The organism is Bradyrhizobium guangdongense, from assembly GCF_006483445.1.
GTDB classification, from domain to species: domain Bacteria; phylum Pseudomonadota; class Alphaproteobacteria; order Rhizobiales; family Xanthobacteraceae; genus Bradyrhizobium; species Bradyrhizobium guangdongense_A.
The window spans coordinates 17,869-43,598 of the sequence record NZ_PPPT01000123.1 but is presented as its reverse complement, the minus strand read 5'-3'; the positions used below and the strand labels follow the sequence as shown (position 1 = coordinate 43,598).

22 protein-coding genes and 1 tRNA gene are annotated in these 25,730 nt (G+C 64.3%); 3 read left to right on the top strand and 20 right to left on the bottom strand.

Annotation, left to right across the window (positions count from 1 at the left end; all coding sequences use genetic code 11):
- Positions 1-8: 8 nt before the first annotated feature.
- Both C2U70_RS18275 and dusB read right to left on the bottom strand, forming a co-directional pair.
- Positions 9-1,184, bottom strand: a complete 1,176-nt coding sequence (locus C2U70_RS18275) for a two-component system sensor histidine kinase NtrB (RefSeq protein WP_140979821.1) — start codon at positions 1,182-1,184, stop codon at positions 9-11.
- Positions 1,181-2,182, bottom strand: a complete 1,002-nt coding sequence (gene dusB / locus C2U70_RS18270) for a tRNA dihydrouridine synthase DusB (protein WP_246666788.1) — start codon at positions 2,180-2,182, stop codon at positions 1,181-1,183. Before dusB ends, C2U70_RS18275 begins: the two co-directional genes overlap by 4 nt.
- Before the next feature lie 272 nt (positions 2,183-2,454).
- Between dusB and C2U70_RS18265 the strand changes: the two genes are divergently transcribed.
- Positions 2,455-3,651 (top strand): bifunctional 2-C-methyl-D-erythritol 4-phosphate cytidylyltransferase/2-C-methyl-D-erythritol 2,4-cyclodiphosphate synthase, encoded by a 1,197-nt coding sequence (locus C2U70_RS18265; RefSeq protein WP_140979819.1) that lies wholly within the window; start codon positions 2,455-2,457, stop codon positions 3,649-3,651.
- A gap of 3 nt (positions 3,652-3,654) precedes the next feature.
- Complete coding sequence (locus tag C2U70_RS18260) at positions 3,655-4,260, top strand: CinA family protein (protein ID WP_140979818.1); 606 nt, start codon at positions 3,655-3,657, stop codon at positions 4,258-4,260.
- 64 nt (positions 4,261-4,324) lie between these two features.
- Here the strand turns inward: C2U70_RS18260 and C2U70_RS18255 are convergent, their stop codons facing one another.
- The 3 genes from C2U70_RS18255 to lipA all read right to left on the bottom strand — a co-directional run bounded on the left by C2U70_RS18255 (position 4,325) and on the right by lipA (position 6,472).
- Positions 4,325-4,909 (bottom strand): hypothetical protein, encoded by a 585-nt coding sequence (locus C2U70_RS18255; protein ID WP_140979817.1) that lies wholly within the window; start codon positions 4,907-4,909, stop codon positions 4,325-4,327.
- Positions 4,910-5,044: 135 nt separating this feature from the next.
- Positions 5,045-5,509 (bottom strand): type II toxin-antitoxin system RatA family toxin, encoded by a 465-nt coding sequence (locus C2U70_RS18250; protein WP_140979816.1) that lies wholly within the window; start codon positions 5,507-5,509, stop codon positions 5,045-5,047.
- A 6-nt stretch (positions 5,510-5,515) separates the two neighbouring features.
- On the bottom strand, positions 5,516-6,472 hold the full coding sequence (gene lipA, locus C2U70_RS18245) for a lipoyl synthase (RefSeq protein WP_140979815.1): 957 nt from the start codon (positions 6,470-6,472) through the stop codon (positions 5,516-5,518).
- A gap of 130 nt (positions 6,473-6,602) precedes the next feature.
- Here lipA and C2U70_RS18240 point away from each other — a divergent pair, with 130 nt between their 5' ends.
- Positions 6,603-7,205 (top strand): DNA-3-methyladenine glycosylase, encoded by a 603-nt coding sequence (locus C2U70_RS18240; protein ID WP_140979814.1) that lies wholly within the window; start codon positions 6,603-6,605, stop codon positions 7,203-7,205.
- Positions 7,206-7,294: 89 nt separating this feature from the next.
- Here the strand turns inward: C2U70_RS18240 and C2U70_RS18235 are convergent, their stop codons facing one another.
- The 15 genes from C2U70_RS18235 to C2U70_RS18165 form a co-directional block, all read right to left on the bottom strand.
- Complete coding sequence (locus tag C2U70_RS18235; protein WP_140979813.1) at positions 7,295-10,162, bottom strand: valine--tRNA ligase; 2,868 nt, start codon at positions 10,160-10,162, stop codon at positions 7,295-7,297.
- A gap of 171 nt (positions 10,163-10,333) precedes the next feature.
- The gene (locus tag C2U70_RS18230) at positions 10,334-11,113 is read right to left on the bottom strand and encodes a PopZ family protein (RefSeq protein ID WP_186294333.1); all 780 of its coding nucleotides are present in this window, start codon (positions 11,111-11,113) and stop codon (positions 10,334-10,336) included.
- A 354-nt stretch (positions 11,114-11,467) separates the two neighbouring features.
- Entirely contained in the window at positions 11,468-12,874 is a 1,407-nt protein-coding gene (locus tag C2U70_RS18225; protein WP_140979811.1) for a TolC family outer membrane protein, read from the bottom strand.
- A gap of 202 nt (positions 12,875-13,076) precedes the next feature.
- Complete coding sequence (locus C2U70_RS18220) at positions 13,077-13,742, bottom strand: protein-L-isoaspartate O-methyltransferase family protein (RefSeq protein ID WP_140979810.1); 666 nt, start codon at positions 13,740-13,742, stop codon at positions 13,077-13,079.
- A gap of 116 nt (positions 13,743-13,858) precedes the next feature.
- Positions 13,859-14,038, bottom strand: a complete 180-nt coding sequence (locus C2U70_RS18215) for a hypothetical protein (protein WP_140979809.1) — start codon at positions 14,036-14,038, stop codon at positions 13,859-13,861.
- A gap of 164 nt (positions 14,039-14,202) precedes the next feature.
- Positions 14,203-14,277: transfer RNA gene (locus tag C2U70_RS18210), tRNA-Asn, on the bottom strand.
- 142 nt (positions 14,278-14,419) lie between these two features.
- Positions 14,420-14,788: a hypothetical protein gene (locus C2U70_RS18205; protein ID WP_140979808.1), complete on the bottom strand. Its 369-nt coding sequence runs from the start codon at positions 14,786-14,788 to the stop codon at positions 14,420-14,422.
- Positions 14,789-15,008: 220 nt separating this feature from the next.
- Positions 15,009-16,706 carry a flotillin family protein gene (locus C2U70_RS18200; protein WP_140979807.1) on the bottom strand — a complete coding sequence of 566 codons (1,698 nt, stop codon included), beginning with the start codon at positions 16,704-16,706 and terminating at the stop codon, positions 15,009-15,011.
- A 19-nt stretch (positions 16,707-16,725) separates the two neighbouring features.
- Positions 16,726-17,388, bottom strand: coding sequence for an OB-fold-containig protein (locus C2U70_RS18195; RefSeq protein ID WP_140979806.1), 663 nt, complete (start codon positions 17,386-17,388; stop codon positions 16,726-16,728).
- Positions 17,389-17,398: 10 nt separating this feature from the next.
- A complete protein-coding gene (locus C2U70_RS18190; RefSeq protein ID WP_140979805.1) occupies positions 17,399-18,562 on the bottom strand; it encodes a PspA/IM30 family protein in 1,164 nt (387 codons plus the stop codon).
- Positions 18,563-18,764: 202 nt separating this feature from the next.
- Entirely contained in the window at positions 18,765-19,148 is a 384-nt protein-coding gene (locus C2U70_RS18185; RefSeq protein WP_140979804.1) for a RidA family protein, read from the bottom strand.
- A 15-nt stretch (positions 19,149-19,163) separates the two neighbouring features.
- Complete coding sequence (locus C2U70_RS18180; protein ID WP_186294337.1) at positions 19,164-21,506, bottom strand: acetamidase/formamidase family protein; 2,343 nt, start codon at positions 21,504-21,506, stop codon at positions 19,164-19,166.
- 135 nt (positions 21,507-21,641) lie between these two features.
- A complete protein-coding gene (locus tag C2U70_RS18175) occupies positions 21,642-22,883 on the bottom strand; it encodes an acetamidase/formamidase family protein (RefSeq protein WP_140979802.1) in 1,242 nt (413 codons plus the stop codon).
- 55 nt (positions 22,884-22,938) lie between these two features.
- Positions 22,939-24,552 carry an amino acid ABC transporter permease/ATP-binding protein gene (locus tag C2U70_RS18170; RefSeq protein ID WP_140979801.1) on the bottom strand — a complete coding sequence of 538 codons (1,614 nt, stop codon included), beginning with the start codon at positions 24,550-24,552 and terminating at the stop codon, positions 22,939-22,941.
- A complete protein-coding gene (locus C2U70_RS18165; protein ID WP_140979800.1) occupies positions 24,552-25,466 on the bottom strand; it encodes an ABC transporter substrate-binding protein in 915 nt (304 codons plus the stop codon). The genes C2U70_RS18170 and C2U70_RS18165 overlap by 1 nt, the downstream gene beginning before the upstream one ends.
- Positions 25,467-25,730 lie beyond the last annotated feature (264 nt).

Here is a 25,730-nt window from a genome sequence, read left to right as displayed (position 1 = left end):
GTTATTCCTCATTTTGCCCCCTGTGGAGCAGGCGACGACTTCCCGGCAGAATCGTCACGGCTGCGATCGGCGTGTTTGATTGACGTCGAGTACATCGGCATCAGCACGCGGAAGGTGGTCTTTCGCGGCTGAGACTCGCATTCGATGATGCCCCCGTGATCGCCGACGATTTTTGCGACCAGCGCCAGGCCGAGACCCGAACCGGTCTGCTTGGTGGTCACGAAGGGATCGAACAGGTTTGGCAAAAGATCTTCCGGCACGCCCGGTCCATTGTCCTTGACGCAGAACTCGAGCGGCAGGGATACCCGGGATTTTTGACCGGGGACCGACAGGCGCACACCGGGGCGGAAAGCTGTCGTAAGCTGGATCTCGGCATCGGTGCCGAGATCGACCACGGCCTCGGCCGCGTTCTTCACAAGATTGAGGAACACCTGGATGAGCTGGTCCTGGTTCGCCAGCACCGGCGGCAGCGAGGGATCGTAGTCCTCGACGAAGCGGATGTTGCGGGCAAAGCCGGACTGCGCCAGCCGCTTCACATGGTCGAGCACGGAATGGATGTTGACGGGCCCGCGCGCCACCGGGCGGTCGTCGCCGAACACTTCCATGCGGTCGACCAGCGTGACGATGCGGTCGGCCTCATCGCAGATCAACCGCGTCAGCATGCGGTCCTCGGAGGAGGCCTGCTGCTCGAGGAGCTGGGCGGCGCCGCGGATGCCGGAGAGCGGGTTCTTGATCTCGTGCGCGAGCATGGCGGCAAGCGCGATCACCGAGCGCGCGGCACTGCGATGGGTAAGCTGCCGGTCCATCTTGTCGGCGATGGACCGCTCCTGCAGCATCACCACGATGTGCCCGGGACGGTCGGTCATCGGGGCGACGTGCAGATCGACCTGACGATCACCGCCCATGCGCGGCGTGCCGAGATCGACCTTGTATTCGTTGACCGGCGAGTTCGACGAACGCACCTGGTCGATCAGCGCCAGCAACGGGCTTCCGAACGGCACCAGTTCCTTCAGCGACTGCCGCTTCAGGAATTGCGTCGAGATCTCGAAAAAGGCCTCGGTCGCCATGTTGGCGCCGACGATCTTTCCGTCAGGCCCGATCATGAGAACGGGATTGGGCAAGGCATCGAGGATCGCCTCGCTGTCGGACGGAACCGGCCGACGATGTTCAGCGGCTGAGCTCATGCAGCAGCGCTCCATGCGAAGTCGTCGAAGGCATCTTGGAGTGAAGTATGCACGGCGCGCGGATCCTCCGAGGTGAGGATCTTCTGGCGCCAGGCCTTCAGCTTCTCGGTCGGCGCGCGGCTGAAATCTGCGGCGGCGTCGAGCGCCCAGCCGAGATGTTTTCGCGCGTGCCGGAGTCCAATGCGAAGACCGTAGAGATCGCAGACGCCCTCGTAGAGCGTGCGGACATAGTGAAGCTGCTCGCCGAGCGTTGGGGTTGCCTCGACCGCCCCGCCCTGCAGGCGCCGACCGATCTGGCCGGGCAGCCAGGGCTGGCCGTAAGCGCCTCGTCCGATCATCACGGCATCGGCGCCGGAGGCCTCGAGCGCCGCCACGGCCTTGTCGTAAGACGTGATGTCGCCATTGACGACGAGCGGCAGCGTGGTCGCCTCGCGCACGGCACGGATGGCGTCCCAGTCGGCATCGCCCTTGTAGAACTGGCAGCGGGTGCGGCCATGCACGGTCACGAGCTGCACGCCCGCGGCCTGCGCCCGCCGTGCGAGCTCGGGCGCGTTGCGGGTCTGGTCGTCCCAGCCGAGCCGCATCTTCAGGGTGACGGGCACTTGCACTGCGGCAATGGTCGCCTCGATTAGGCTGACGGCGTGATCGAGGTCGCGCATCAGCGCGGAACCGGACTGGCCGCCGGTGACGTGGCGGGCCGGGCAGCCCATGTTGATATCGATGATGTCGGCGCCGTCGGCTTCGGCGATCCGGGCGCCTTCGGCCATCCAGCGCGCCTCGCAGCCGGCCAATTGCACAACATGCGGGCCCAATCCGGTCGCCTCGCAGCGCAAACGCGACATCCAGTGGCCGTTGGCGAGCTCATCGCTGGCGGTCATTTCGGACACGACCAGCCCGGCCCCGAGTTCTGCGGCCAGACGCCGGAAGGGCGAGTCGGTCACACCCGACATTGGCGCCAGGAAAACCGGATTGGCGACGTCAATATCGCCTATCTTCAACGGCTTAGCGCCTGATGTTACCGAACCGGTCACGAACGTTCCGTTCAAAGGCGGCGCCTCATCGCGCCTGCCATGACTTATCTTGCGCACAATTCTTGTGCAGTCAAGCGTCATGCCTACAGTTTAGACAGTTCTGTGAATCTTGCAAGTGCAGTGCAACAAAATGCGTTAACGCGCAATCCGGGGAAACCCTCTGGTCTTGCATCCCTGCCGTGCTAGAGGCATGCACAAATCATTCCTGTCCCAGATGATCACCATCAATTGAGTTCGTAATGGCGAAAACAGAGCGGACCGCAGCGGTCCTCGTCGCAGCCGGGCGTGGCTTGCGCGCCGGCGCCGGCGGTCCGAAGCAATACCGCATGATCGGTGGCGTGCCCGTGATCTATCGCGCCATGGAATCGTTCAGCCGCCACGCTGACGTGTTTGCGGTGCAGCCCGTGGTCAATCCGGATGACAGCGCGATGTTCACCGCGGCTGTTTCCGGCCTGCGTCATGAGCCGCCGACCAGCGGCGGCGCAACCCGACAGGCTTCTGTGCTCGCCGGCCTCGAAGCGCTCGCAAAGCACAAGCCGGACATCGTGCTGATTCACGACGCAGCGCGCCCCTTCGTCTCGCGGCCCCTGATCTCGCGCGCAATCGAGGCTGCCAGCCGCACGGGTGCCGCGATCCCCGCCGTTCCGGTGACCGACACAATCAAGCTGACCGGCGACGGCGGAAACGTCGAGGGAACACCGGACCGCGCGCGGTTGCGAATCGCGCAGACACCGCAATCGTTTCGTTATGACGTCATCCTCGAGGCGCATCGTCGCGCGGCCAAGGAAGGACGTTGCGATTTCACGGATGATGCTGCGATCGCCGAATGGGCGGGATTGACGGTGGCGACCTTTGAAGGCGATGTTGCGAACATGAAGCTCACCACCCCCGAAGACTTTGTGCGCGAGGAAGCGCGCCTTGCCGCAGAGCTCGGCGACATCAGGACCGGCACCGGCTACGACGTGCACGCCTTCGGAGATGGCGACCACGTCATGCTCTGCGGCGTGCGCGTGGCACACACCAAGGGCTTTTTGGCGCATTCGGACGGCGACGTCGGCCTGCATGCACTGGTCGATGCCATCCTCGGCGCGCTGGCCGACGGCGACATCGGTTCGCACTTCCCGCCGAGCGATGCGAAGTGGAAGGGCGCCTCCTCCGACCAGTTTTTGAAATACGCCATCGAGCGCGTCACGCAACGCGGCGGCCGCGTCGCCAATCTCGAAGTGACGATGATCTGCGAGCGTCCGAAGATCGGGCCGCTGCGCGACACCATGCGCGCGCGCATCGCGGAGATTTCCGGCGTCGATATCTCGCGCGTGGCGGTTAAGGCCACGACCAGCGAGCGGCTCGGCTTCACCGGCCGCGAGGAAGGCATCGCGGCAACCGCGAGCGCCACCATTCGTCTCCCATTTACTGAAAAGAATTGGAGCGTCTAGGCCATGGGCGGCAGCGACGCACGCGCCCTCTCCCGCTCGCTGCTCGACCTGTGCCGGATGCGCAAGCTGACGATTGCGACGGCGGAATCCTGCACTGGCGGTCTGGTCGCAGGCGCGCTGACCGACATCCCCGGCTCGTCCGACGTGATCGACCGCGGCTTCGTCACCTATTCCAATGACGCCAAGCGCGCGATGCTCGGAGTCGAGGCGGGCACGCTCGCGACCTTCGGCGCGGTCAGCAAGGAAACCGCAACCGCGATGGCGGTCGGCGCGCTGGAACGGGCCGGCGTCGACCTCGCCGTCGCCATCACGGGCATTGCGGGTCCGGGCGGCGCCACGCCGGGCAAGCCGGTCGGGCTCGTGCACTTTGCCGTTGCCGCACGCGACGGTCGCATCGTGCATCGTGAACATCGTTTTGGCGCGATCGGCCGCAGTGCCGTCCGTGCCCGCTCCGTCGTCGAGGCGCTGCGCATGCTGATGGATCTCGCCCGCGGACCGCAGGCCGCGACCAAGCCGCGCCGCGAAGCCGCCAGCCGCCTACGCCCCCGCGCCACCCGTTCGCCGCGGCGTCACGTGGTAAAACGGCGGCGTCCGCCGCCACGGGGGTAAACTAAGTACCAGGTCGGCCGTTCGCTGATCTGACCTCTGCGGGCCAGCCAGCAGTTAGATTCCCTCAACAGCACAAGTGAAGAACACGCGCTCGCGTAAAATAGAATCCGGGCGATACTCCGCAGGCAGCAGAGCGCCGCGCCGAAGCGGCGCGAGCGCACCCTTCGAGCCAAGAAAACTGTGATTGATCACTTCGACAACGTCTGCAAACCCATAACCATCTGGAAGTTCGAAGAACTGTATTGAACGGTGATCCATAGGAAAACAGGCGTTCATCTTTCATCTTGAACACCCGTCCGGTCCAGCCCATCGTGGTCTCGCCGTGAATTTGCGACAGGAGAGACTGGGGGATTGCATATTTCGATTCGGTAGCTGCTGCCACGCTGTAGTCGGCGACTTGATTTTTGCTTGCGACAAAGCTTGCAATGATTTGCCCGAATGGATCGGCTCCGCCGATGATTCCTCTACCTGTCATTTCTTCTCTTATTCGCCTCTTCGCCAGTTCGATGAGACGAGCCTTGGACTGGATAACGGCGCAAGGCAGGAAGGTGCCGTCCTTAAGGGTCAACGAACAACGAAACCTTGGTCCAAAGGTTGGGTCTTCAATCGGCTCGACCGTGCTCAGGATCTGCTTCACAAAGTCGTTCATTGGCGGAGCGCGGTCCTCGCTCGCGTCGAGCTAATCGACTACGTCAATCCTCTCCTGGCAAGTGCTCCTTGCTGAGCCGAGCCGCTGAACGGACCGGCTGTCGCCAGACCACCATTGCAAGGTAAAAGCGCGGTTCTACGCCAGCTTCGGCCGGCCGTAGATCGCATCGGCTCGTTTCTCGAACGCGGCCGAGAAGCGTGCGAAGGCGGCGTCAAACATCGAGCCCATCAGCATTGCCAGCATACGGCTCTTGAATTCGTAGGAGAGGAAGAAGCCGACATCGCAGGCGGCATCGCCTTTGGACTCGAACGTCCAGCGGTTCTCCAGATTGCTGAAGGGTCCCTGCAGATATTCGACGAGGATCTTCAAATTCGTGCGGTCGAGGGTGACGCGGCTGGTGAAGGATTCCTTGACCAGCTTGAACGACACCGTCATGTCGGCGACCAGTACTTCGGTGCCATCGGGCTTGGCCGTGCGCTGACGCACCTTCAGGGCGCTGCACAGCGGCACGAATTCAGGATAGCGCTCGACGTCGGCGACCAGATCGAACATCTCGGACGCGCTGTGACTGACACGGCGCTTGCTCGAAAAACGGGGCATCTTGGTTCAGCGGGCTGTCGCTGCCCGCGCAGCCTTCAATCGCGCGAAATCCTCGCCGGCGTGGTGCGACGAACGAGTCAGCGGGCTTGCCGACACCATCAGAAAGCCCTTCGTGTAGGCGACCTTCTCGTAGGAGGCGAACTCATCCGGCGGCACGTAGCGCATCACCGCATGATGTTTGCGGGTCGGCTGCAGATACTGGCCGATGGTCAGGAAGTCGACGTCCGCCGAGCGCAGATCGTCCATCACCTGGAGCACCTCGTGGCGCTCTTCGCCGAGGCCGACCATGATGCCCGACTTGGTGAAGATCGTGGGGTCGATCTCCTTCACCCGCTGCAGCAGCCGGATCGAATGGAAGTAGCGCGCGCCGGGACGAACCGTCAGGTAGCGCCCCGGCACGGTTTCCAGATTGTGGTTGAAGACATCAGGCTTGGCCCGTGCGACGACCTCGAGCGCCCCGTCCTTGCGCAGGAAGTCGGGCGTCAGGATCTCGATCGTGGTCGAGGGGCAGGCGCTGCGGATCGCACGAATGGTCTCGGCAAAATGCTCGGCGCCGCCGTCGGCGAGATCGTCGCGGTCGACTGAGGTGATCACGACATGCGCCAGCCCAAGCTTGGCGACCGCCTCGGCGACATTTTGCGGCTCGGCCGCATCCAGCGCGCTGGGCATGCCGGTCTTGACGTTGCAAAAAGCACAGGCCCGGGTGCAGGTGTCACCCATGATCATGAAGGTCGCGTGCTTCTTGTCCCAGCACTCGCCGATATTCGGGCAGCCCGCCTCCTCGCACACCGTGTGCAGGCCGTTGGCACGCACGATGTTGCGGGTGTCGGCATAGCCGCGGGTGTTCGGCGCGCGCACGCGGATCCAGTCCGGCTTCGCGGGCGACACAGAATCGGGCCGGTTCACCTTTTCCGGGTGACGCGGGCGCGGCGGGTTTGAAATGGTATCGACGATAACGACCATGAGGTGTCCGGTCTGTTCAGGTCCTACCTAATCGGTATCGCAGGCTGCCGCAACCCGGCTCGCCCCGGTTCAGGGAACATGGCAGATATGGGGAATATCCTGCTCTGTTCTTTGGCGATTCTCACCTCGAATGGCTCCAAAAGCGAACCCGCCCACACCCCGCCTGGGCAAGCCCCTGAAGCGCGGCTTCTTCGCCCGCAGCGTCCATGAGGTGGCGCCCGACCTGATCGGCGTGACCATGCTGGTGGACGGCGTCGGCGGCATCATCGTCGAGGTCGAGGCCTATCATCATACCGAGCCTGCGGCGCACTCCTACAACGGCCCGACGCCGCGGAACCAGGTGATGTTCGGCCCACCCGGCTTTGCCTATGTCTACCGCTCCTACGGCATCCACTGGTGCGTGAATTTCGTTTGCGAGGAAGCGGGCTCGGCGAGCGCGGTGCTGATCCGCGCGCTGGAGCCGACGCATGGGATCGCGGCGATGCGCCGGCGCCGACACCTCGACGATGTGCACGCGCTGTGTTCCGGTCCCGGCAAGCTGACCGAGGCTTTGGGGATCACCATCGCGCATAACGCGCTGCCGCTCGACCGTTCCCCGATCGCGTTGCATGCGCGTACCGCCGACGTCGAGGTCGTGGCAGGCATCCGCATCGGGATCACCAAGGCGGTCAAACTGCCCTGGCGTTACGGCGTGAAGGGCTCGAAGTTCTTGAGCAAGCCGTTCCCGAAGTAGCCGTCATTCCGGGATGGTCCGAAGGACCAGACCTGGAATCTCGAGATTCCGGGTTCGGCTCTTCGAGCCGCCCCGGAATGACAATGACATCAAGACACCTGCTTCAGCCGCTCGACTGCTTCCAGCAACTTGGCCTTCCGCGCCAGCGCAGCCTCGCGCTTCTCACGCTCTTCCTCGACGACCTCTTCCGCCGCATTGGCGACGAACTTCTCGTTCGCGAGCTTCGACTCCGCGCGCTTGATATCGCCGTCGGCCTTGGCGATCTCCTTGTCGAGACGGGTCCGCTCGGCGGCAAGATCGATCACGCCCTTCAGCGGCAGGGCAGCTACCTCGCCGCGCACCAGGAGCTGCACGGCGCCGTCGGGCGCGCGGTCGGCAAACGAGATGTCCGACAGCCGCGACATGCGCTTGATCACGTCGATCCAGCGCGGCGCGCGCTCCTTGGTCTCGGCGGAGGCACCGGCCAGCACCAGCGCCGTCAGCGTCGCCGGCGGGATGTTCATCTCGGCGCGCACCGAGCGGATCGCGGTGACGAGGTCGATCACCCAGCCGATCTCGGCTTCGGCCGCAGGGTCCGTGAAGTCGGCATGGTTGAATACCGGCAGGATCACCGGCGTCATGAATGTATCGGCTGGCATTGACGCGGCCAGGACCGCGAGCTGCTCGGCGGAAAGTTCCGGCTTGAGCGGCCATGGCGCCAACGCCAACAGGCCTTCGCGCTTCGCCGTCACCTCCCACAGCTCCTCGGTGATGAAGGGCATGAAGGGGTGCAGCAGCTTCAGGATCTCATCGCGCGCCCAGGCGACCATGGCTCGGGTCTCGGCCTTGGCCGGGCCGTCCTCGCCGAGCAGCACGGGTTTTGCGAGTTCGACATACCAGTCGCAATAGACGTTCCAGACGAAACGGTACATCGCGCCGGCCGCATCGTTGAAGCGGTAGGCCTCGATCGCCTCGGTGACCTCGCGCGAGGTGTGCGCGGTTTCGTGTGCGATCCAGCGGTTCAGCGTCTGTTTTGCCTTTGCCGGCTCGAACCCTTCGGGCACGGCGCAATTGTTCATCTCCGCGAAACGGCTGGCGTTCCAGAGTTTGGTCGCAAAATTGCGATAGCCCTCGACACGGCTGGTGGCGAGCTTGATGTCACGCCCTTGTGCCGCCATCGCGGCCAGAGTGAAGCGCAACGCGTCCGCGCCGAACTCGTCGATCAGATGCAGGGGATCGATGACGTTGCCCTTCGACTTCGACATCTTGGCGCCCTTCTCGTCGCGGACGAGGGCGTGGATGTAGATGGTCGAGAACGGGATCTCCTTCATGAAATGCAGGCCCATCATCATCATCCGGGCGACCCAGAAGAAGATGATGTCGAAGCCGGTGACCAGCGCGTTGGTCGGATAATAGCGCTTCACCTCAGGCGTATCGTCCGGCCAGCCCAGCGTCGAGAACGGCCACAGCGCAGACGAGAACCAGGTGTCGAGCACGTCCTCGTCACGCGTGATGAAGCCCTCGCGCTTGTTGCGGTCGAGCGCCATCTCGCGCCCCTGCTCGGGCGTGATGACCTCCTGCTCGACGTAATAGCCGAGGGCGTGGCTGACGGCCTCCTCCTCGGTCTCGGCGACGAACACCTTGCCATCGGGGCCGTACCAGGCCGGGATCTGGTGGCCCCACCAGAGCTGGCGCGAGATGCACCAGGGCTGGATGTTCTCCATCCACTCGTAATAGGTTTTTTCCCAGTTCTTCGGCACGAAGACGGTCTCGCCCGAGCGCACCGCCGCGATCGCAGGCTTTGCCAGCGTCTTGGCATCGACATACCACTGGTCGGTCAGATACGGCTCGATCACGCTGTTCGAGCGATCGCCATGCGGCACCATGTGGGTGTGCGGCTCGATCCGCTCGATGAAGCCAAAGCTTTCGAGGCGCTCGACGATGCGTTTTCGCGCACCGAAGCGATCGACGCTGTGGAATTCCTCGGCGAATTGCGCAGCTCCCTCCGGCAAGTCGCGCAGATAGTCCTCGTTGTCGGCGAGGTCGAGACAGCCTTCCTTGTTCAGCACGCTGATCTGACGCAGGCCGTGGCGCTTGCCGACCTCGAAGTCGTTGAAGTCGTGCGCCGGCGTCACCTTCACCGCACCAGACCCCTTCTCGGGGTCGGAATATTCGTCGGCAACGATTTTGATCTTGCGGCCGACCAGCGGCAGGATGACGTGCTTGCCGACCAGCTTGTGATAGCGCTCGTCGTCGGGATGCACGGCAACGCCGGTATCGCCGAGCATGGTCTCGGGACGCGTGGTGGCGACGACGATGAAGGTCGAGGGATCGTCCGGGTTGAAATTCCTGCCCTCGATCGGATAGCGCAGATACCAGAGGCTGCCCTTGACCTCGATCTGCTGCACCTCGAGATCGGAGATCGCGGTGAGCAGCTTGGTGTCCCAGTTCACCAGCCGCTTGTCCTTGTAGATCAGCCCGTCCCGATGCAGTTCGACGAACACCTTGATGACGGCCTTCGACAGGCCCTCGTCCATGGTGAAGCGCTCGCGCGACCAGTCGCAGGAGGCGCCGAGCCGCTTGAGCTGGTTGATGATGGTGTCGCCGCTCTCGGCCTTCCACTCCCAGACCCGCTCCAGGAACTTCTCGCGGCCCATCTCGCGGCGGCCGGGCTGCTGGCGTTCCATCAACTGGCGCTCGACCACCATCTGGGTGGCGATGCCGGCGTGATCGGTCCCCGGCTGCCACAGCACGTCGCGGCCGCGCATCCGCTCGAACCGGCACAGGATGTCCTGCAGCGTGTTGTTGAGCGCGTGGCCCATGTGCAGCGAGCCCGTCACGTTGGGCGGCGGAATCACGATGGTAAAGGGGCTGGCGTCGCGCCGGTCGGGGCGGCCGGCCTTGAACGCAAGGCTGTCCTCCCAGACGACGGACATGCGGGATTCGATATCGGCGGGCTGGTAGTTTTTCTCGATCATGGGGCGCTAAAAAGCCTTGCACGGGGTCCAAGTCAACCGGCCACAGGCCAAGTTGCCAGGTCCCCCGGGGCGGCGGCCAAAACCTCAATGGGCGAAACGGGATCTGCGGTGGCAGATCCGGTGAATTGGACGCGAAAGCACGGCCTTATCGGGGCCGGCGGGCGGGCAGGATCAGCGGCCGCCGCGCGAGACCCGCTCGATTTCCGCCTTGACGATGCGCTCGACCAGGCCCGGCAGATTGTCGTCCAGCCAGGATTTGAGCATCGGCCGCAGCATCTCCTTGACGAGATCCTCCAGCGTCCGCGCATTATTGCTGAGGACGGTGTGGGCGAGTGTGTTGAAGGCGGATTCGACCGCTGAAACCGTCGTTTGCGCCAGGATCGGTTGCTGCGGCGGCAACGGCGGCGCGTCCCAATCGACCTGCGAGTAGGAAGGCGGCGGCGGCGCGGGCCGCGACGGCGGCGCCGCAGCCGCTTCGGCGAATTCGAGGTCGTCCTTCGGCTCGACCTTGCGGAAGCTCGGCGGCGGCGGAGCCGGTGTCTCGACCGCCATCTCGTCGGTCAGCTCGAGGACATCTGGCTCCGGCTCGGGTTCAGGCTCCGGTTCGGGCGCACGCACCTCCGGCGCCGCGGTCGCCTCGTCGAGCCCCGCGAGCAGCGCGTCAATGTCGTCCTGGTTGTTGCTGGCGGCGGGCTCCGGGGCGGGTGCAGGCGCAGGTTTTGCAGCCGGCGGTGGCGCGGGTTTTTCGGCAGCGGGTTTGGGTGCGATCTTCGACGGCGGGATGTCATTCATCGGCGGCGCAGGCTTCGGTGCCGGAGCCGCGGTGGCAGCGGGCTTTTCCGGCTTGGCACCCTCAACCGGCGGCTTGGCCTCGTCGTCGGCAATGATGCGCCGGATCGAGGCCAGAATCTCCTCCATGGAGGGTTCTGTGACCTTTGCAGGCTGCGTCATCTCCGACTCCACATCATCAACGCCCTCGCACGCGCTGTTTTACACCAAGCACGACAGGAATGGCCGGTTCCGGACCGGCAGCCCGGCATTTTCATCGCAACAGCCTGACTTGTCCCCAAGTCCGAACCAAGTCCGAGCCCGCTCCTGACCCGGCCGAGGCATTTGCGACTCATCACGTGCCGCGCGCCCCTGCCCGCGGCCCCGCAGTTCTACGCAAACAACATCTCGTGCAGCGCGAATCGCCCCGTTGCCTCCTGGAAAGGCTATGTCAGGGCCTTTGACGAATGCAAGCAAACAGCCGGCTTCGCGCATTTGGCGAAGTCGGCTGTGGCATTGACGCGTTGACTTTGGGGATCAGCGCCCGTCGGGCGTGCGCACGCCGGCCCAGCTGTCGCGGACCTGCTGGTAGTGCACGCTCGGGTCGTAGGTGATGGTCGGCAGACCGAGCACCTGCACCGACAGGCGGCCAACCGCGCTGAGGACGGAGTAGGACGCCACGACGCGATCGTGCTGCGCCGTCACCAGCGCAACGCGGGCATTGACCAGCGCCTGCTGCGCGTTGAGCACGTCGAGCGTGGTGCGCTGGCCGGCCTTGGCCTCTTCGCGCACGCCGTTCAGCGCGATCTCGGACGCCGTGACCTGCGCCTGCGCCGATTGCACCTGCGCCTTGCCGGCCTGCAACTGCCCCCACGCCTGCACGACGGTGGCACGGGCCTGATCGCGCGTCGTCTCGAGGTTGAGGCGCTGCTGCGCCAGGTTTTCCTTCGACTGCCGGATCAGCGCGTACTCGGCACCGCCCTGATAGAGCGGCATCGAGGCCTGCGCCACCGCTGACGCGCCGAACGAGCGGAACGCGATCATCGACTGTTCGTAGGACTGGGTGACGGCCGCCTGCAGCGAGATCGTCGGCAGCAGCGCGCCTTCGTTGATCTTGACCTGGAGATAGTTGACGTCGATGCCGTACATGCCGGCGGTGACGTTCGGGTTTTCGACGAGCGCGAGTTCGACCGCGGCGGGAAGCGACGGCGGCAGGAAGCGATCGACCGGCGAGCCCGGCGCGAGATTGACCGGGTCGTTGCCGATGATGCGGCGGAAGTTCGCCCGTGTCGTGGTGAGATTCGATTCGGCCGTCAGCGCCTGCGTCTTGCCGGCCGCCAACTGCGCTTCCGATTGCGCAACGTCGGTGCGCGTCACTTCGCCCACGTTGAAGCGATCGCGCGTCTGCTTCAGCGTCTGTTCGAGCACACGCACGTTGCTCTTCTGCACTTCGAGCGTCGCCGAATCGCGCAGATAGTCCATGTAGGTCGTCGCGGCTTGCAGCAGCACGCTCTGGTCAAGCACGCGCAACGCCTCGCGCGCACCGGAGACCTGGCTCTCGGCGGCGCGCGTCCTGTTGGCGGTCTGGTTGCCGTTGAAAAGGGTCTGGTTGATCGTCATGCCGGCGCTGCGCGGCGCATTCGCGCCGTGGGTTTCGGTTCTCACGATCGTCGACGCCGAACCGCCGGCGGTCGAATTGGTGTCGGTGTATTGATAGCCGACGCTAGCGCTCACGCTGACCTTGGGGCGGTAGCCTGACAAGGCCTGTGGCACGTTTTCGTCGGTCGAGCGCACCTGCGCGCGCTGCGCGTTGAGCTGTGGATTGTTTTGATAGGCACGTACCAGCGCGGCCTCGATGGTGTCCGCCAGCGCCGGCGTCGGCCCCGCCAGCGTCATGAGCAGGACCGAAACCGCAGCTCCGGTGAAGAGCTTCACCCCATGCATCCCGTTATTTCCGTTCATTCTTATGCCAGCTCGTGCCCGCGAGCCGGGTACCATATTCGACTGGAGTCGGTGCCCCGCCCCAACATAGGCCGCCGTCAAGCGCGACGGAACTACCCGCCGATGGTTGGCGGCGGAAACTCTTCACGTGCAGCATCCCTGCCACACTTCTGATTCAGAACGGGATTTTAACGCTCGGCGGCCGTCAGAAGACGAATTCGGCCGCCCGTGCCAGACCGGGCAGGACAGGAGCTGCCGCATCGAACAGCGCCCGGTGGCCGATTTCACCGTGGGTCTTGGTCACGATCATGGCCCGTTGTGGACGGGATTCGGCGCTGATGCCGACCAGGCGCCCGCCTTCGGCGAGCTGGCCGAACAGCGTCTCCGGGGTGACCTCGGTCGCACCGTTGAGGACGATCGCATCATAGGGGGCCCCGGCCGCGTCGCCTTCGGAGCACGCCACAGCCTTGCAGGTCGCATTCGCGAGACCGAGCGCGGCAAGTGCCTGAGTCGCTTTCGCGGCAAGCGCCGAATCGCTCTCGGTCGCGATGACCTGTGCGGCGAGCTTGGCTGCGAGCGCCGCCACATAGCCGGTTGCGCAACCGACCACCAGGACACGGTCGCCCTCGCCGATCTCGGCCGCCTGCAACAGCTTTGCGGTCACGACCGGCTTGATCAGGTATCGCTTGGCGGCGCCGGTTTCGGCGACATCGAGGTCGAGATCGAGATAGGCCAGCGCCTGCCGGCTAGCGGGCACAAAGGCCTCGCGCGGCACGGCGAGCATCGCGTCGAGAATTCTGCGATCGGTGACGTCGGCGGTGCGCACCTGGCCATCGACCATTTTCTGGCGCGCGGTCGTAAAACCGGACATTTATGGACCCTGGAATGCGGACGATGCCGCGGGAAGATGTTGCGGCATCTTTGGGACATGGCCCGCCAAAACGCAACATTGCGATTGGCGGGATCGCAGCAGGGTCCGGTAATCGCCTACTCGATCGCGACGGCCAGCCGTCCGATCAGCGCCGCCACTTCATCGAGGTGGGCCGAATCGTGCCTCTCCACGGCGCGGGCCAGCCGCGCGAGGCATTCGTCGTCGGTGAGATCAGGAATGTCGGCAGGCTGGATCGAGGGGGCGCGCTTCGTGCGATGGGCGGGGACGTCAAGCATCAGAATCAGCTCCGCAGGAACCCGGCGTGCTGAGGCTCGATTTGAATTGAGTTGATTTCGCGTCTGCTGCGGGCGCCTCACGCGGAGCCGCAACACGTCTACGTGAAGCAGCTCTTCCGTCGACTCAGGAGTCGACTGCAATTCATTGATAGAATTGAGAAAACTGGCTCCCCGGGCTGGATTCGAACCAGCGACCATCCGATTAACAGTCGGATGCTCTACCGCTGAGCTACCGAGGAAAAGGGCGAACCATTCGTTCGCGCGCGGCTGCGTATAACAAAGCCTCTTGCGCTTGCAAAGGACGAATTCGTCATCTTCACCGGCTTGCCGGGAGGACGGGCCAAGACCCTCCTCCCCGGCTGTGCGCAAAGGCGCGGAGGATTATTCCGCGACGAACGAGGTGGTCTTGGTGCCGTGGTCGTAGCGCAGCCGGAGCGCGGTGAATTTGCAGAGGTTGACGTTCTTCCAGAGCACGGACTCCTTGTAGTCCTGCCAGTCGACGCGGATGTTCCAGACGCAGCCGTCATCGTCGTCGTCGAACTCGACATAGGTCGACGCCTGGTTCGCCAACACCTTCTCGAGTTCGTTGTCCCATTCGTCCAGGCCGTCGTCCGGCGCGTTAAAGCCGAGGAACTTGATGGCGTAGCCGGTCTCGTTGACGACAGTCACGTTGCGGGCATCGGCGGCAATCGACGGCGCTGCAAACATTGCAAGTCCGACTGCGACCACGGCAGAGAAGAGATATTTCATGAGGGAGCCCCATTCAAAAATGAATATCCGGCACCAAGATCACCATGAGTGCGCGGAGCTGCCGCGCATTCGATAGCGGTGCCTTGAGGATTCGTCCGGACGGCGATCGAAAGGTTCAGCAAAATCGCCTTTGTTTCCGAACATGGACGCCGCTTGCGCGGCGCACTGTTCGTCTTATCGAGTCCTCAATCGCTCTCGCAATGAACGGGCATTCACACGCCTACTCCGCAGCGTCTGTTTTTGCAGGCGTTGGTGAATTTGCCGCAACCGCCGCACCATTCGGCTTTCCGGTGACTGAGCTGACCAGCGCCTTCACGGGATCTTCACCCGGCGCAAACCCGCTCTGACGCAGGATCTCGTCGATCATCGGGCGCAGCGCGTGCACCTTCAGCAGTTCGCCGGCAAGGCCTTCGCCAAAGCCGACATTGCCGCCGCCCGCGCCGTTGCCGCCGAAGGCGCCGCCGGTGTGGAGGATGCGCACGTCCTTGAGGTTCGCGATCGGCTTGACCATCTCGGCGAGCGCCGACGGCGTCATCTCGATCCGCTTCTTGGCGATCTCGAAATCGATGACGTTGCTGCCGAGCTTGTTCTGCGCCTCGTTCTTGAGCGTAATGACGGCGGCCTCGGCCTCACCGATATTCCTGACGCCGACCGCCTTGATCTTGTTGGACTCGGCTTCCGCTGTGGCCAGCGTCTTGACGGCCTCGGCGCGGTCGAGCGACGCCTTCTTCTCGGCTTCGGCCGCGACGATCAGCTCGGTCGATTTGCGTTCGGCCTCCGTGCGGGCCGCCAGCACCTGGGTGAGACGGGCGCGGTCGGCGACCTCCACGGCACGCGCGGTGACGACCTTTTCCTCGGCCGACACGGCGAGCGCTTCGGCCGTCTTGGCTTCGGCGACGGCTTCCGAGGTCTGCTTGCTCTTGGAGGCGATCTGGATCTCGTTCTCCTGCGTCGCGATCTGGATCTCGCGGCTCGCGTCGGTCTTGCGCTTGTTGATGGCAAGATCGGACTCGATGACTGCGGTTTCCTTGATCTGCTTGGCACCGGCCTCCTTCTCGGCCACGGCACGATCGGTATCGATGCGGGCGTTCTCCTCGGTCAGGCGCGCCGTCTGGGTGGCGGTCGCGACCTCCGCGCGCGTGCTCGCGGTCTTGTTGGCGATGTCGCGCTCCTGCGAGAGCTCGGCCTCCTTCTTGGTGCGTTCGATCGTCAACGTCTGCTGCCGCGCTTCAAGGTCCTTTTGCGCGATCGCGACTTCATTGTCGCGAACGATGGAGTTGCGGTCGCGCCGGCGGGTCTCGGTGACGGTCTTCAACTGGGTCAGACCTTCCGCGTCGAAGAAATTCTCGGGATTGAAGAATTTGACGTCGGTCTGGTCGAGCTTTGTCAGCGAAACGGATTCGAGTTCGAGACCGTTCGACTTGACGTCGGACTCAACGGTCGCCTGCACGTGCTTGACGAAGTCCGAGCGCTTCTCCTGCAGCTCCAGGATGCTCATGGTTGCTGCCACCGAACGCAGACCGTCGACGAACTTTGCTTCAACCTGGTTGCGCAGGGCTTCGGCGTCATTGGTCAGCGCGCCCAGCGTCTGGCTCGCAAGCGCAATGCTCTCATCGTCGGGGCGCACGCGGACGTAGAACTCGGCGACGATATCGACGCGCAGCCTGTCCTTTGTGATGAGCGATTCCCGCTCCTTGCGCTCGACCGTGAGCCGCAGCGTCTTCAGATTGACGCTGGCATAAGAGTGGAAGATCGGCAGGATCATGGCGCCGCCGTCGAGCACGACCTTCTTGCCGCCGAGGCCGGTGCGGACAAAGGCTTCGTCGCGGGTCGCGCGCTTGTAGAGGATGGTGAAGACGATGCCGAGGACGACGATCAGCGCGACGCCGATCATGGCCGGGACTGCGATGTCAAACATGACGATCTCCGATAATGACTTAGCTGTTGCTTAGAGTAGGTTTGATCGGCTTGAGTTCATCGTCGGCCTTGACCGCGACGAAGCGGGTCCCGTCGCGATCGACCAGCAAGACCATGGTTCCTTGCGCCAGGGGCGATGATGACGGCGCAGCCACCGCCCAGACGAAATGGCGGTTGCCGTGGATATCGGCGACGCTGACGCGGCCGGGCGGCCCCTGGTCCAGCGGGCCGATGACAACCTCGCCGACGCGGCCGACAAGATCGCCAAGACCGACGGCGTAGCTTTCATCCTTGGGGATCACCCGCGCGATGGCGCGGCTGGTGGCGCGGACCAACGGGATCGAGACGGCTACCGCCCCGACCGAGGCGAGCGTCGCCGGCAAGGGACCGGCCACCATGCGCGCAATGTCCTGGATCAGGAAGCCGGTGATCGAGAAGGCGCCGAGCAGCAGCAAGATGAAGATAAGCAGCGGCACCCCGCCGACATTGACCCAGGAAATGGCGTTGATCACCCCGTTGTCGCTGGGGTGACCGAAATCGATGTTGGTGCCGAGCATCTCGCTCAGCGAGGCCCCGACGAGCATCGAGACCACCTCGATGGAGCCAACGATGACGATCATGGCCGCCGCAATCGCGAACGGCCTGACCTCCGGCGACATCACATGTTCGAGCAGAGCGCTCATGACACGTTACTCAGGAGCGCGACTTCAACCGCGCGAGCCTCGCCGCAATCTCCTTGTCGCGATGCAACGCGCTCAACTCATCGATATCGCTGGAGAACGGAATGCCGGGAGGCACGCCGGTCGCCCTCGCCACCGCCCGCCCCGCCCGCAAGGCTTTCGCAGCCGCTGGGCTGCCGCCCGGCTTGCGAGGAGCGCCCGTGGACCGGACGTTGGCTTCCGCCTCACTGCGTTCCAGATCGGCGCGGCGCTGCTCGGCGTCCTGCAGTGCCGACATCACCGCGCGCAGCGACGTCACACATTGCTCGATCTTCTCATTGTTCTCGTCGATCGCACGCGAGAGCACCTCGAACTGGGCCTCGAGGTCCATCTGCCGCGCAATGCCGGCACGGGCGAGATCGTCACGGCTGTCGTCGACCGCGCCCTGGATTTTTGCCGCCAGATCGGTCATCGCGCCCTCGATCTCGCTGCGCCGCGCGTTGAGGCGATATTCCTCGGCGCGCGCTGACCCCAGCGCTTCGCGCGCCTCGTTCTCTGCGCGCTCGATCTCGCGAATGGCCTGGCTGACGACCTTGAGCTTGTTCTTGCCTTCCGCCTGCTCGATCGCATCGTAGGCGATGCCGGCGATCAGGCGCCCGACCCGGGACAGGAAGTTCTCGGGGGCGGCAGCGATGGTATCCATGGCGTTTTCCTCCTCTGGCAGACTGTTCGGCGTGACGCCGTAGTGAATCTCAAAACCGTCGTCGGTGCGGATCAGGTGCGCGGGCACGCTTTGCCCCCAGCCTTCGGCATAACCGGCGTAGTCGAAGGGCACGCTGAAGCGCCCCTGCACCGTCGCAATCGATATCGTGGCAGGGCCTTTGATCTTGGCGAGCTTGTCGTCGAGCGGCAGGCGCTTGCCGCCGGCGGCGCGGTAGTCGGTACGGTCGCGCAAGCCCAGCGTCACCAGACGTGACGGCAGCGCGGTCTCCTTCCGGATCGCGTCATAGGCATGGGCGTGAAGCAGCACCACGTTGGAGCCGACATTGTGGGTGCGGGCGACCTCATCGAGGATCTCCATCATGCGGTCATAGGCCCTGAAGGTCGCCTCGATCGCGGCCGACACGGCCGGGTCAGGGGCGAGCCTGTAGCGGAGCGCTGACGGAGCGTTTCGGGGCGACGAGCTCATAGAAAGCACTAAAGCACCATTTTGGTGCTTTAGGAAAGAGGAGCTCAATCACGTTCCGCTGATCCCTGTGCACGCTGTTGATTGGTCGCCGCCGCCGCTGGCTGCGTTCAAGCCCGACTGGTCACCTCTAGATCACCGATCTTCAAGACTTCTTGCGCGTCGGGGTTGCAATTTTCGTCAAATCGCGGGGCTGCTCGGCCTTTCCGCCTGCTCAGGGGCGTCGGCACACCAGGTCGATCTCGATCAGCGCGCCGTAAGCGAGGCCGGTGACGCCGATGCAGGTGCGCGCCGGAAGCCGGTCTGCAGCGAAGAACGCGCGGTAGGTCTCGTTCATCAGCGCGTAGTCCTCCTTGAAGCGCGTGAGGTAAACGCGCGCCATCACCACGTCTTCGAGGCCAAGGGCGAGTCCGGCAAGCACCACCTTCAGGTTCTCCATCACGGCGCGGGTCTGCGCGACGATGCCCGAGGGCAGCACGCCCGGCGCGTGCGGCGTATCCGGCATTTGGCCGGTGACGAAGACGAAGCCGTCGGTCTCGACGGCGTGGCTGAAGGGCGCGACCGGTTTTGGTCCGCCGCTGATCATGTGGAATTTCACTCGGGTTGCTCTCCGTTAAGGCGCATCCTGAAACAGGCGCTTGCTGATGATCGCGTGCACGCCCCAATTGCCATCGACCACTTGCGTGACGCCGAAATCGACGGCCGCTGACATCAGCGCGATCGCTTCGTCCTCGCTGAGGCCCTTCACGTTCATCAGGAAGCGACGCATCTTCCTGAACGCGTCCTTCATCGCGAGATCGAGCGAGGATTTTGCGTAGACCTCGCTCTGCCCTTGCGCGCCGAACTCGGCGAGGTAGTTGGGATGGCTGAAGCCGGTCAGCACCCAATCGGTCTCGGTCTCGATCAGGGGGTAGCTGAGATCGGCGAAGGGCTGGCCCGGAAGATCAGCCTTCTTGTGCAGGATCACTTCAAAGGTGCCGGTCATCGAGCACTCGATCGCGGTGCCGCTCAGCTCACCGTCGCCTTGCGCGGCGTGGGGATCGCCGACCGACAAGAGTGCGCCCGGCACCGACACCGGGAGATAGACCGCCGCCCCTTTTCCGAGCCGCCAATTGTCGAGATTGCCGCCGAAATAGGATGGCGGCACGGAGTCGACGAAGTCCACCTCGCGCGGCGCGACCGCGATCACGCCGAAATGCGGCCGCAGCGGGATGCGGATGCCGTCGAGCACGGCATGGCGGCGCTTCACGCTGTCCGGCCGCACCGGCACGCCGGGATAATCGTAGGTCGTGTGGACCACACCGGATGGATCGGTCTGCGGCTCCCAGCGATAGGAATAGACGGCACGCGCATGTGGCGTCGCGACGTCGTCAAAGATCTCATAGATCGTCACGGCTTCGCGCGGCTTGGGCCCGGCGAGGAATTCGTCATAGTGATAGCCCCACCAGGCCGCGACCGAGGAGCCGAACACGCGGCCTGCAACGCGCGCATTGCGGCTCGGCCGTGGCACGATGTCGAGGATCCGCACCTCCAGCACGTCGCCCGGCTGAGCGTCCTTCACGGCGACGGGGCCGGTGCAGATATGCACGCCAAAGCCCTCGCCGGCGCCACGTCCGTACACGCTGGCGTCCATCGGACCCGCACCACGCCGGTCGACATTTTTCTGCTCGCGCGTCCAGCCGAACACGCTCTCTGCACCTGCATCGCCGTCGATCATCAATTCGGGATCGTCGGAGGCGTGCTGCGTCAGCGTCTCGATGGTGATGGTATCGCCAGAGGCGATCTCGATCTGGGGCGGCAGTGAGCGGCTGAAATAGCCCCAATGCACCCGCGCGGCTTCGACCGGCAAATGATGATGCTTTCGCCCCGCTGCCATGTCCGGCAGGTTGGTCTCGCCATCCAACCGCGCAGCGCCGGTCCTGATATCGCCGAGGCCATGATGCACGCGCAACTGTGCCAGCGCCTCCTGCGGCCAGCCGCGCTGGCCGGCGACACCGTGCTGTGCGGTCGAACGCTCCGCCTCTTGCTGGCGGAATTCGCGTGGCGACAGGCCGAAGCGGTGACGGAATGCGCGGCTGAAATGCGCGGAATCGCCAAAACCGTAGGCGTAAGCGATATCCGAGATGGAGCGATGCGCCTCCGCCGGACTGGACAGATCGGCCCATGCACGCTGCAGCCGGCGCTCGCGAATGTAATGGGTGAAATTGTCCCCGACAGCCTCGAACAGCTTTTGCAGATAGCGTTCCGAAATACCCTCGGCCTGCGCGACACGCGCCGGGACGAGGGCGGGATCGTCGAGCCGACGCTCGATGGTCTGGCAGATCCGGTGCAGCAGCGCAGCCTGCGTGGCACTTGAGCCGGCATCGGGTGACGAGGTCGCCAATTGATGGACGAGCGTCAACAGGAGATCGCTGAGGCTTTGCGCGACAGCAGTCCATTCGCCGTCACCCAGCGTATCGAGCGTGCGGGCGGTGGCGTCGAGCAACCGTGCAAACACGTCGGCAAGTCCGCCGGATGCGACGACGCGCGGTTCGCTGAATCTCGGCTTGCCGCTGAAGCGCCCATGCAACGCTTCTGACGTCACCGACAGCACGATCGCCCGCATGTCGCGCTGAAACACGATGTTCCAGTCGCCGCCGCGCGGCAGCAGCACGAGATGGCCGACCGGAACGATGCGATGGCCAGCGCCGCTACGCAGCACCACACCATCCTCGATCGGCATCAGCGCGATGGGCAGGTCGCCGTTCGCTTGCGATGCCGGACCGATACCTTGCGCACCCGCGGCAATCCGCGTCAGCGCAACGCCCGGCGCCTGGCGATGCGAGGCGGTGGCGTGACCGTCGTAGAAGGGATTGCTGGTTGCCGGTTGCAGTCCGACCGCAGCGAGCACATCTCGCCAGGCCTCGGGCCGGTCGCCTTGGGCGTAGGATTCACTTGTGAACGGACGGAAGCTCATCGCATCGACCCAGGTTGAGCTCGATCGAAGCAACCTCTGTGCCATACAAGCACCCTCGCCCTTCGCGGCGGCGACGGGTCGCAGCTCCATTCCGTTCCTCGCGGTTACGTCCAAATCCGGATGTGCATCAACGCATTAGTCGCACCTGAAGATGTTCTTGCGGATCGTGCCATGGACACCCCAATTGGCGTCGACGACCTGCGTGACGCCGAAATCGGCGCCAACCGACATCAGCGAGATCGCCTCGTCTTCGCTCAGCCGGTGCACGGTCATCAAGAACCGCCGCAGCTTGCGGAAGGCGTCGCGCATGGCGCGGTCGAGGCTTGAATGGTTGGCGATCTCGGTCTGGGCGTCAGCGCCGAGCTCGGCGAGATAATTCGGATAGGTGAAGCCATAGACCGACCAGGCCTGATCCGTCTCCAGCATCGGATGTGACAGACCTTCTAGGCTGGTACCGGCGAGATCGGCCTTCTTGTGCAGGATGAATTCGAAGTCGCCGGTCAGCGAGGTCTCGATCGCGGTGCCGCCGAGCTCGCTGTCGCCCTGTGCGGCATGGGGATCGCCGACGGAGAAATAGGCGCCGGGCACTGCGACGGGGTAGTACATCCGCGCGCCCTTGCCGATACGCCAGTCGTCGATATTGCCGCCGGTGTAGCTCGGCGGGATCGAGCTGACGAAGTCGGCTTCCGATGGCGCCAGCCCCATGGTGCCGAAATGCAGGCGCGCCGGGACCTTCACGCTGGTGAGGATGTTCTCGCGCTTCTTGATGGTGGCGTGGTCGACGCGTACGCCGGGATAGTCGATGCTGGAATGAACGATACCGTCGGGATCGGTCTGCGGCGTCCAGACATAGTTGTAGACAGCCTTGGCAAAAGGATCGCCCGAGGTGTCGAGCTCGAAAATGGTGACGACCTCGCGCGGCTTCGGTTCCTCGATCAGGTCGTGATAGTGAAACCCCCAGTTCGCCGCGACATTGGAACCAAAGCATCGGCCGGCATGGCAGGCGCTACAGCTCGGCCGCGGCCGCACGTCGAGAATGCGGACCTCGAGGATGTCACCGGGCTCGGCGCCTTCGATGGCGACCGGTCCGGTGAGAAGATGCACGCCAACCCCCTCCCCCGCGCCGCGGATGAAGGGACCTTCGATCGGGCCCGAGCCGCGCCGCGCCACCGCCTTGTTTTCGCGGGTCCAGTGAAACACGCTCTCGGCGCCGGGATCGCCTGCGATCATCCGCTCGTAATCGTCGTTGGCGTGATGCGTCAGCGTCTCGATGGTGGCGCGATCGCCCGACCGCAGGGTCAGCGCCGGCGCGACCTTCTTCGAGAAATATCCCCAATGGACGGTTTTTGGTGAAACCTGGAGCGTGTGGTGCCTCATCACTTGGCCTCTTCGGAAAACAGGGTCGAAATGTCTGCGGAAGCACACCCAGGATTCATCGGACAGCCTCCGGGACCTTGTCGGTTTCCATGACGCTGAGGAAACGGGCCGTCAGCGGATGGCGCGGATTGGTGAGAACCTCATGCGCGGGCCCCTCTTCCAGGATGGCGCCGCCACTCAGAAACGCGACGCGATCGGCGACCTCGTCGGCAAAACGGACCTGATGGGTCGAGATGATCATGGTGAGCCCGTCATCGATGGCGAGGCGGCGGATCACCTCGAGCACCTCGTTGACGAGCTCGGGATCGAGCGCCGAGGTCGGCTCGTCCAGCAGCAGCACGCTCGGGTTGGGCGCGAGCGCCCGCGCGATCGCGACGCGTTGCTGCTGGCCGCCGGAGAGATGCCGTGGCAGCGCATCGGCGCGATGCGACAGGCCGACACGATCGAGTAGCTCGTTTGCGCGGCGGTCGGCATCGATCCGGGTCATGCCGTGTACCCAGCGCAGCGGTCCGGCGACGTTTTCCTTGGCCGTGAGATGAGCGAACAGGTTGAACTGCTGGAACACCATGCCGACGCCGACGGTCGCACGCTCATTGGCGATCGCGCGCGGCGACAGCACCTTGCCGTCCTCGTTCAGGCCGAGCCTTCGGCCACCGACGCGGACCGCGCCGGCCTCCCAGTTCTCCAGATGGTTGATGCAGCGGAGCAGCGTGCTCTTGCCGGAGCCGCTGGGACCGAGCAGTGCGATCACCTCGCCGACACGGACCGTCAGATTGAGGCCGTCGAGCACCTTTTGTCCATTGTAGCTCTTGGCGAGATCGGTGACCTCCACCGCGACATTGTTGCGCGCAATCGTTGCCGCGCGTTTGGCGCGCGCCTCGCGGCTTAATGTGCGCAGTGGCTCCGCGGCCAGCGCCTGCGCAGGCTCGGCCTGGCAGGCCGGTGCGTCAGCGATGCTCGTCGCGAGCTCGACCCGGCGCCACGGCAGATAGTCGGCAAAGCTGCGCTTGCGGCCCTTGGCGCGGTCGAGATCGAGCAGCCATTCGATGAAGAGTTGGATGCCGCTGATCGCGGTCGTCAGGACGAGGTAGAGCAGCCCAGAGGCAAAGAAGATCGAGAAGAAGTCGAAGGTCGACGACGCAAGCTGGGTCGAGCGCAGCGTCAATTCCTGAACGGCGATCACCGACGCCAGCGAAGAGTTCTTCAGCGCGCTGACCGCCTCGTTGCCGAAGGCCGGGATCATGGTGCGGATCGCTTGCGGCGCGATCACCCGCCACATCAAAACCCGTGGCGTCATGCCGAGCGCCTGCCCGGCCGAGACCTGGCCGCGATCGACGCCGAACACGCCGGCGCGCAGCGTCTCGGCGATGAACGGCGCCTCGTTGCAGGCGAGCGCCAGACCTGCGGCGAGCACCGCCGGCAGCTTGATGCCGATATGCGGCAGCGCGTCGTAGGCGAACACCATTTGCAGGATCAGCGGCGTACCGCGAAAGATCACGGTGTAGGCTCGCGCGATTGCGGCCAGCACCCAAAAGCGGCTGAGCTGCATGCCGGCGAGGATCAGTCCGAGGATCAATCCGCCGCCTAGCCCGAGGGCCGTCACCTCCAAGGTGAGTTCGATGCCCTCGAGCAGATACGGCAGACTGAGATAGTGCAGGAACAGGGACATCAGTCGGCCGTAAGGATATCCGGCTCCTTGAAGTTGTTCACATCGAGCCCGTGCTTCTTCAGGAGCTCCATGTGTGTGCCCGCCTTCTGCACCTCGATCAGGGCAGCGAGCACGGCGTCACGGAATTTCGGCTTGTCCTTCGGCACGGCGATGCCGACCGAGTACGGGATCGTCACGGCGATCGCCTTCTCCAGCTTGTCCGGATAGGCCTTTACCGCGCTGTCGACCGTGTTGACGTCGTTGACATAGGTGTCGGCGCGACCCGCGAGGATCGCCTGAATGCAGTTGGCGTTGTTGTCGTAGAGCTGGATGGTCGGCTCGGGCTTGCCGGCCTTCTTGCATTCGGCGGCGAGCGCCTGGATCAGCGGCACTTCGACGTAGCCGGTGTTCTCGGCCGCGGCCGCGCCGCACATCGAGATATTGATGCCGTTGATGCCTTTGGGATTGCCCTTCGCCACCAGCACGCCGTCGTACACCTTGGAATAGGTGATGAAGTCGGCGGCCTTGGCGCGCTCCTTGGTGGCGTAGATGTCGGAGATGACGATGTCGGCTTGTCCCGCGGCCAGCGTGGTCAGGAGTGCGGCGAACGTCACCGGCTTGTAAGTCAGCTTGAAGCCGAGGCATTCGCCGATGGCCTCGCCGAGGTCGATATCGAAGCCGATATATTTGCTGGGATCCTTGGGATCGATCGTCTCGTAGCCCGGCGTGTGCGGGTTGATGGCGTTGACGAGCGTCTTGCCCTTCCAGTCCGGATATTTCTCCTGAAGCGCCGTGCACGCTGCAGGGGCGGCAGCCTGCGCGCTCAGCGGCGCAAGAACTCCGACGGCCAGTGCCGCACCAAGCGCTGCTCTACGTCCGGGGAACGATGCGCGCGAAAACCCCCGCCGCGCCTCGGGCAAGTCCCGTCTCTCCATGTCCAGCTCCTTCGAATTGTCATGGCGACTGCCATGTTCCAATGATCGAGCCGGAGCCTGAGGGAGGGTTGCCGGAAAAGCTTGTCCGCCAGCGTACAAAAAATTGGATGAAGCGGGCCCGCGTTTTGGGCAGGTGCCTGCCCAGAATCTATTCGCCACCCGAATTGGTTGGCAGGCACGGATCGAAGCCGAATTCACCGTTTTCGGGGATTACCCGCCGGCGCAGCTCACCGGTCCTCAACAACTTATCCGCAGCATATCCAC

Bases quoted from the DNA above. Each gene is read 5' to 3' on its own strand.
- C2U70_RS18275 (WP_140979821.1), bottom strand. From the start codon at position 1,184: ATGAGCTCAGCCGCTGAACATCGTCGGCCGGTTCCGTCCGACAGCGAG.
- C2U70_RS18265 (WP_140979819.1), top strand. From the start codon at position 2,455: ATGGCGAAAACAGAGCGGACCGCAGCGGTCCTCGTCGCAGCCGGGCGT.
- C2U70_RS18260 (WP_140979818.1), top strand. From the start codon at position 3,655: ATGGGCGGCAGCGACGCACGCGCCCTCTCCCGCTCGCTGCTCGACCTG.
- C2U70_RS18255 (WP_140979817.1), bottom strand. From the start codon at position 4,909: ATGAACGACTTTGTGAAGCAGATCCTGAGCACGGTCGAGCCGATTGAA.
- C2U70_RS18250 (WP_140979816.1), bottom strand. From the start codon at position 5,509: ATGCCCCGTTTTTCGAGCAAGCGCCGTGTCAGTCACAGCGCGTCCGAG.
- lipA (WP_140979815.1), bottom strand. From the start codon at position 6,472: ATGGTCGTTATCGTCGATACCATTTCAAACCCGCCGCGCCCGCGTCAC.
- C2U70_RS18240 (WP_140979814.1), top strand. From the start codon at position 6,603: ATGGCTCCAAAAGCGAACCCGCCCACACCCCGCCTGGGCAAGCCCCTG.
- C2U70_RS18235 (WP_140979813.1), bottom strand. From the start codon at position 10,162: ATGATCGAGAAAAACTACCAGCCCGCCGATATCGAATCCCGCATGTCC.
- C2U70_RS18230 (WP_186294333.1), bottom strand. From the start codon at position 11,113: ATGACGCAGCCTGCAAAGGTCACAGAACCCTCCATGGAGGAGATTCTG.
- C2U70_RS18225 (WP_140979811.1), bottom strand. From the start codon at position 12,874: ATGCATGGGGTGAAGCTCTTCACCGGAGCTGCGGTTTCGGTCCTGCTC.
- C2U70_RS18220 (WP_140979810.1), bottom strand. From the start codon at position 13,742: ATGTCCGGTTTTACGACCGCGCGCCAGAAAATGGTCGATGGCCAGGTG.
- C2U70_RS18215 (WP_140979809.1), bottom strand. From the start codon at position 14,038: ATGCTTGACGTCCCCGCCCATCGCACGAAGCGCGCCCCCTCGATCCAG.
- C2U70_RS18205 (WP_140979808.1), bottom strand. From the start codon at position 14,788: ATGAAATATCTCTTCTCTGCCGTGGTCGCAGTCGGACTTGCAATGTTT.
- C2U70_RS18200 (WP_140979807.1), bottom strand. From the start codon at position 16,706: ATGTTTGACATCGCAGTCCCGGCCATGATCGGCGTCGCGCTGATCGTC.
- C2U70_RS18195 (WP_140979806.1), bottom strand. From the start codon at position 17,388: ATGAGCGCTCTGCTCGAACATGTGATGTCGCCGGAGGTCAGGCCGTTC.
- C2U70_RS18180 (WP_186294337.1), bottom strand. From the start codon at position 21,506: ATGAGCTTCCGTCCGTTCACAAGTGAATCCTACGCCCAAGGCGACCGG.
- C2U70_RS18175 (WP_140979802.1), bottom strand. From the start codon at position 22,883: ATGAGGCACCACACGCTCCAGGTTTCACCAAAAACCGTCCATTGGGGA.
- C2U70_RS18170 (WP_140979801.1), bottom strand. From the start codon at position 24,552: ATGTCCCTGTTCCTGCACTATCTCAGTCTGCCGTATCTGCTCGAGGGC.
- C2U70_RS18165 (WP_140979800.1), bottom strand. From the start codon at position 25,466: ATGGAGAGACGGGACTTGCCCGAGGCGCGGCGGGGGTTTTCGCGCGCA.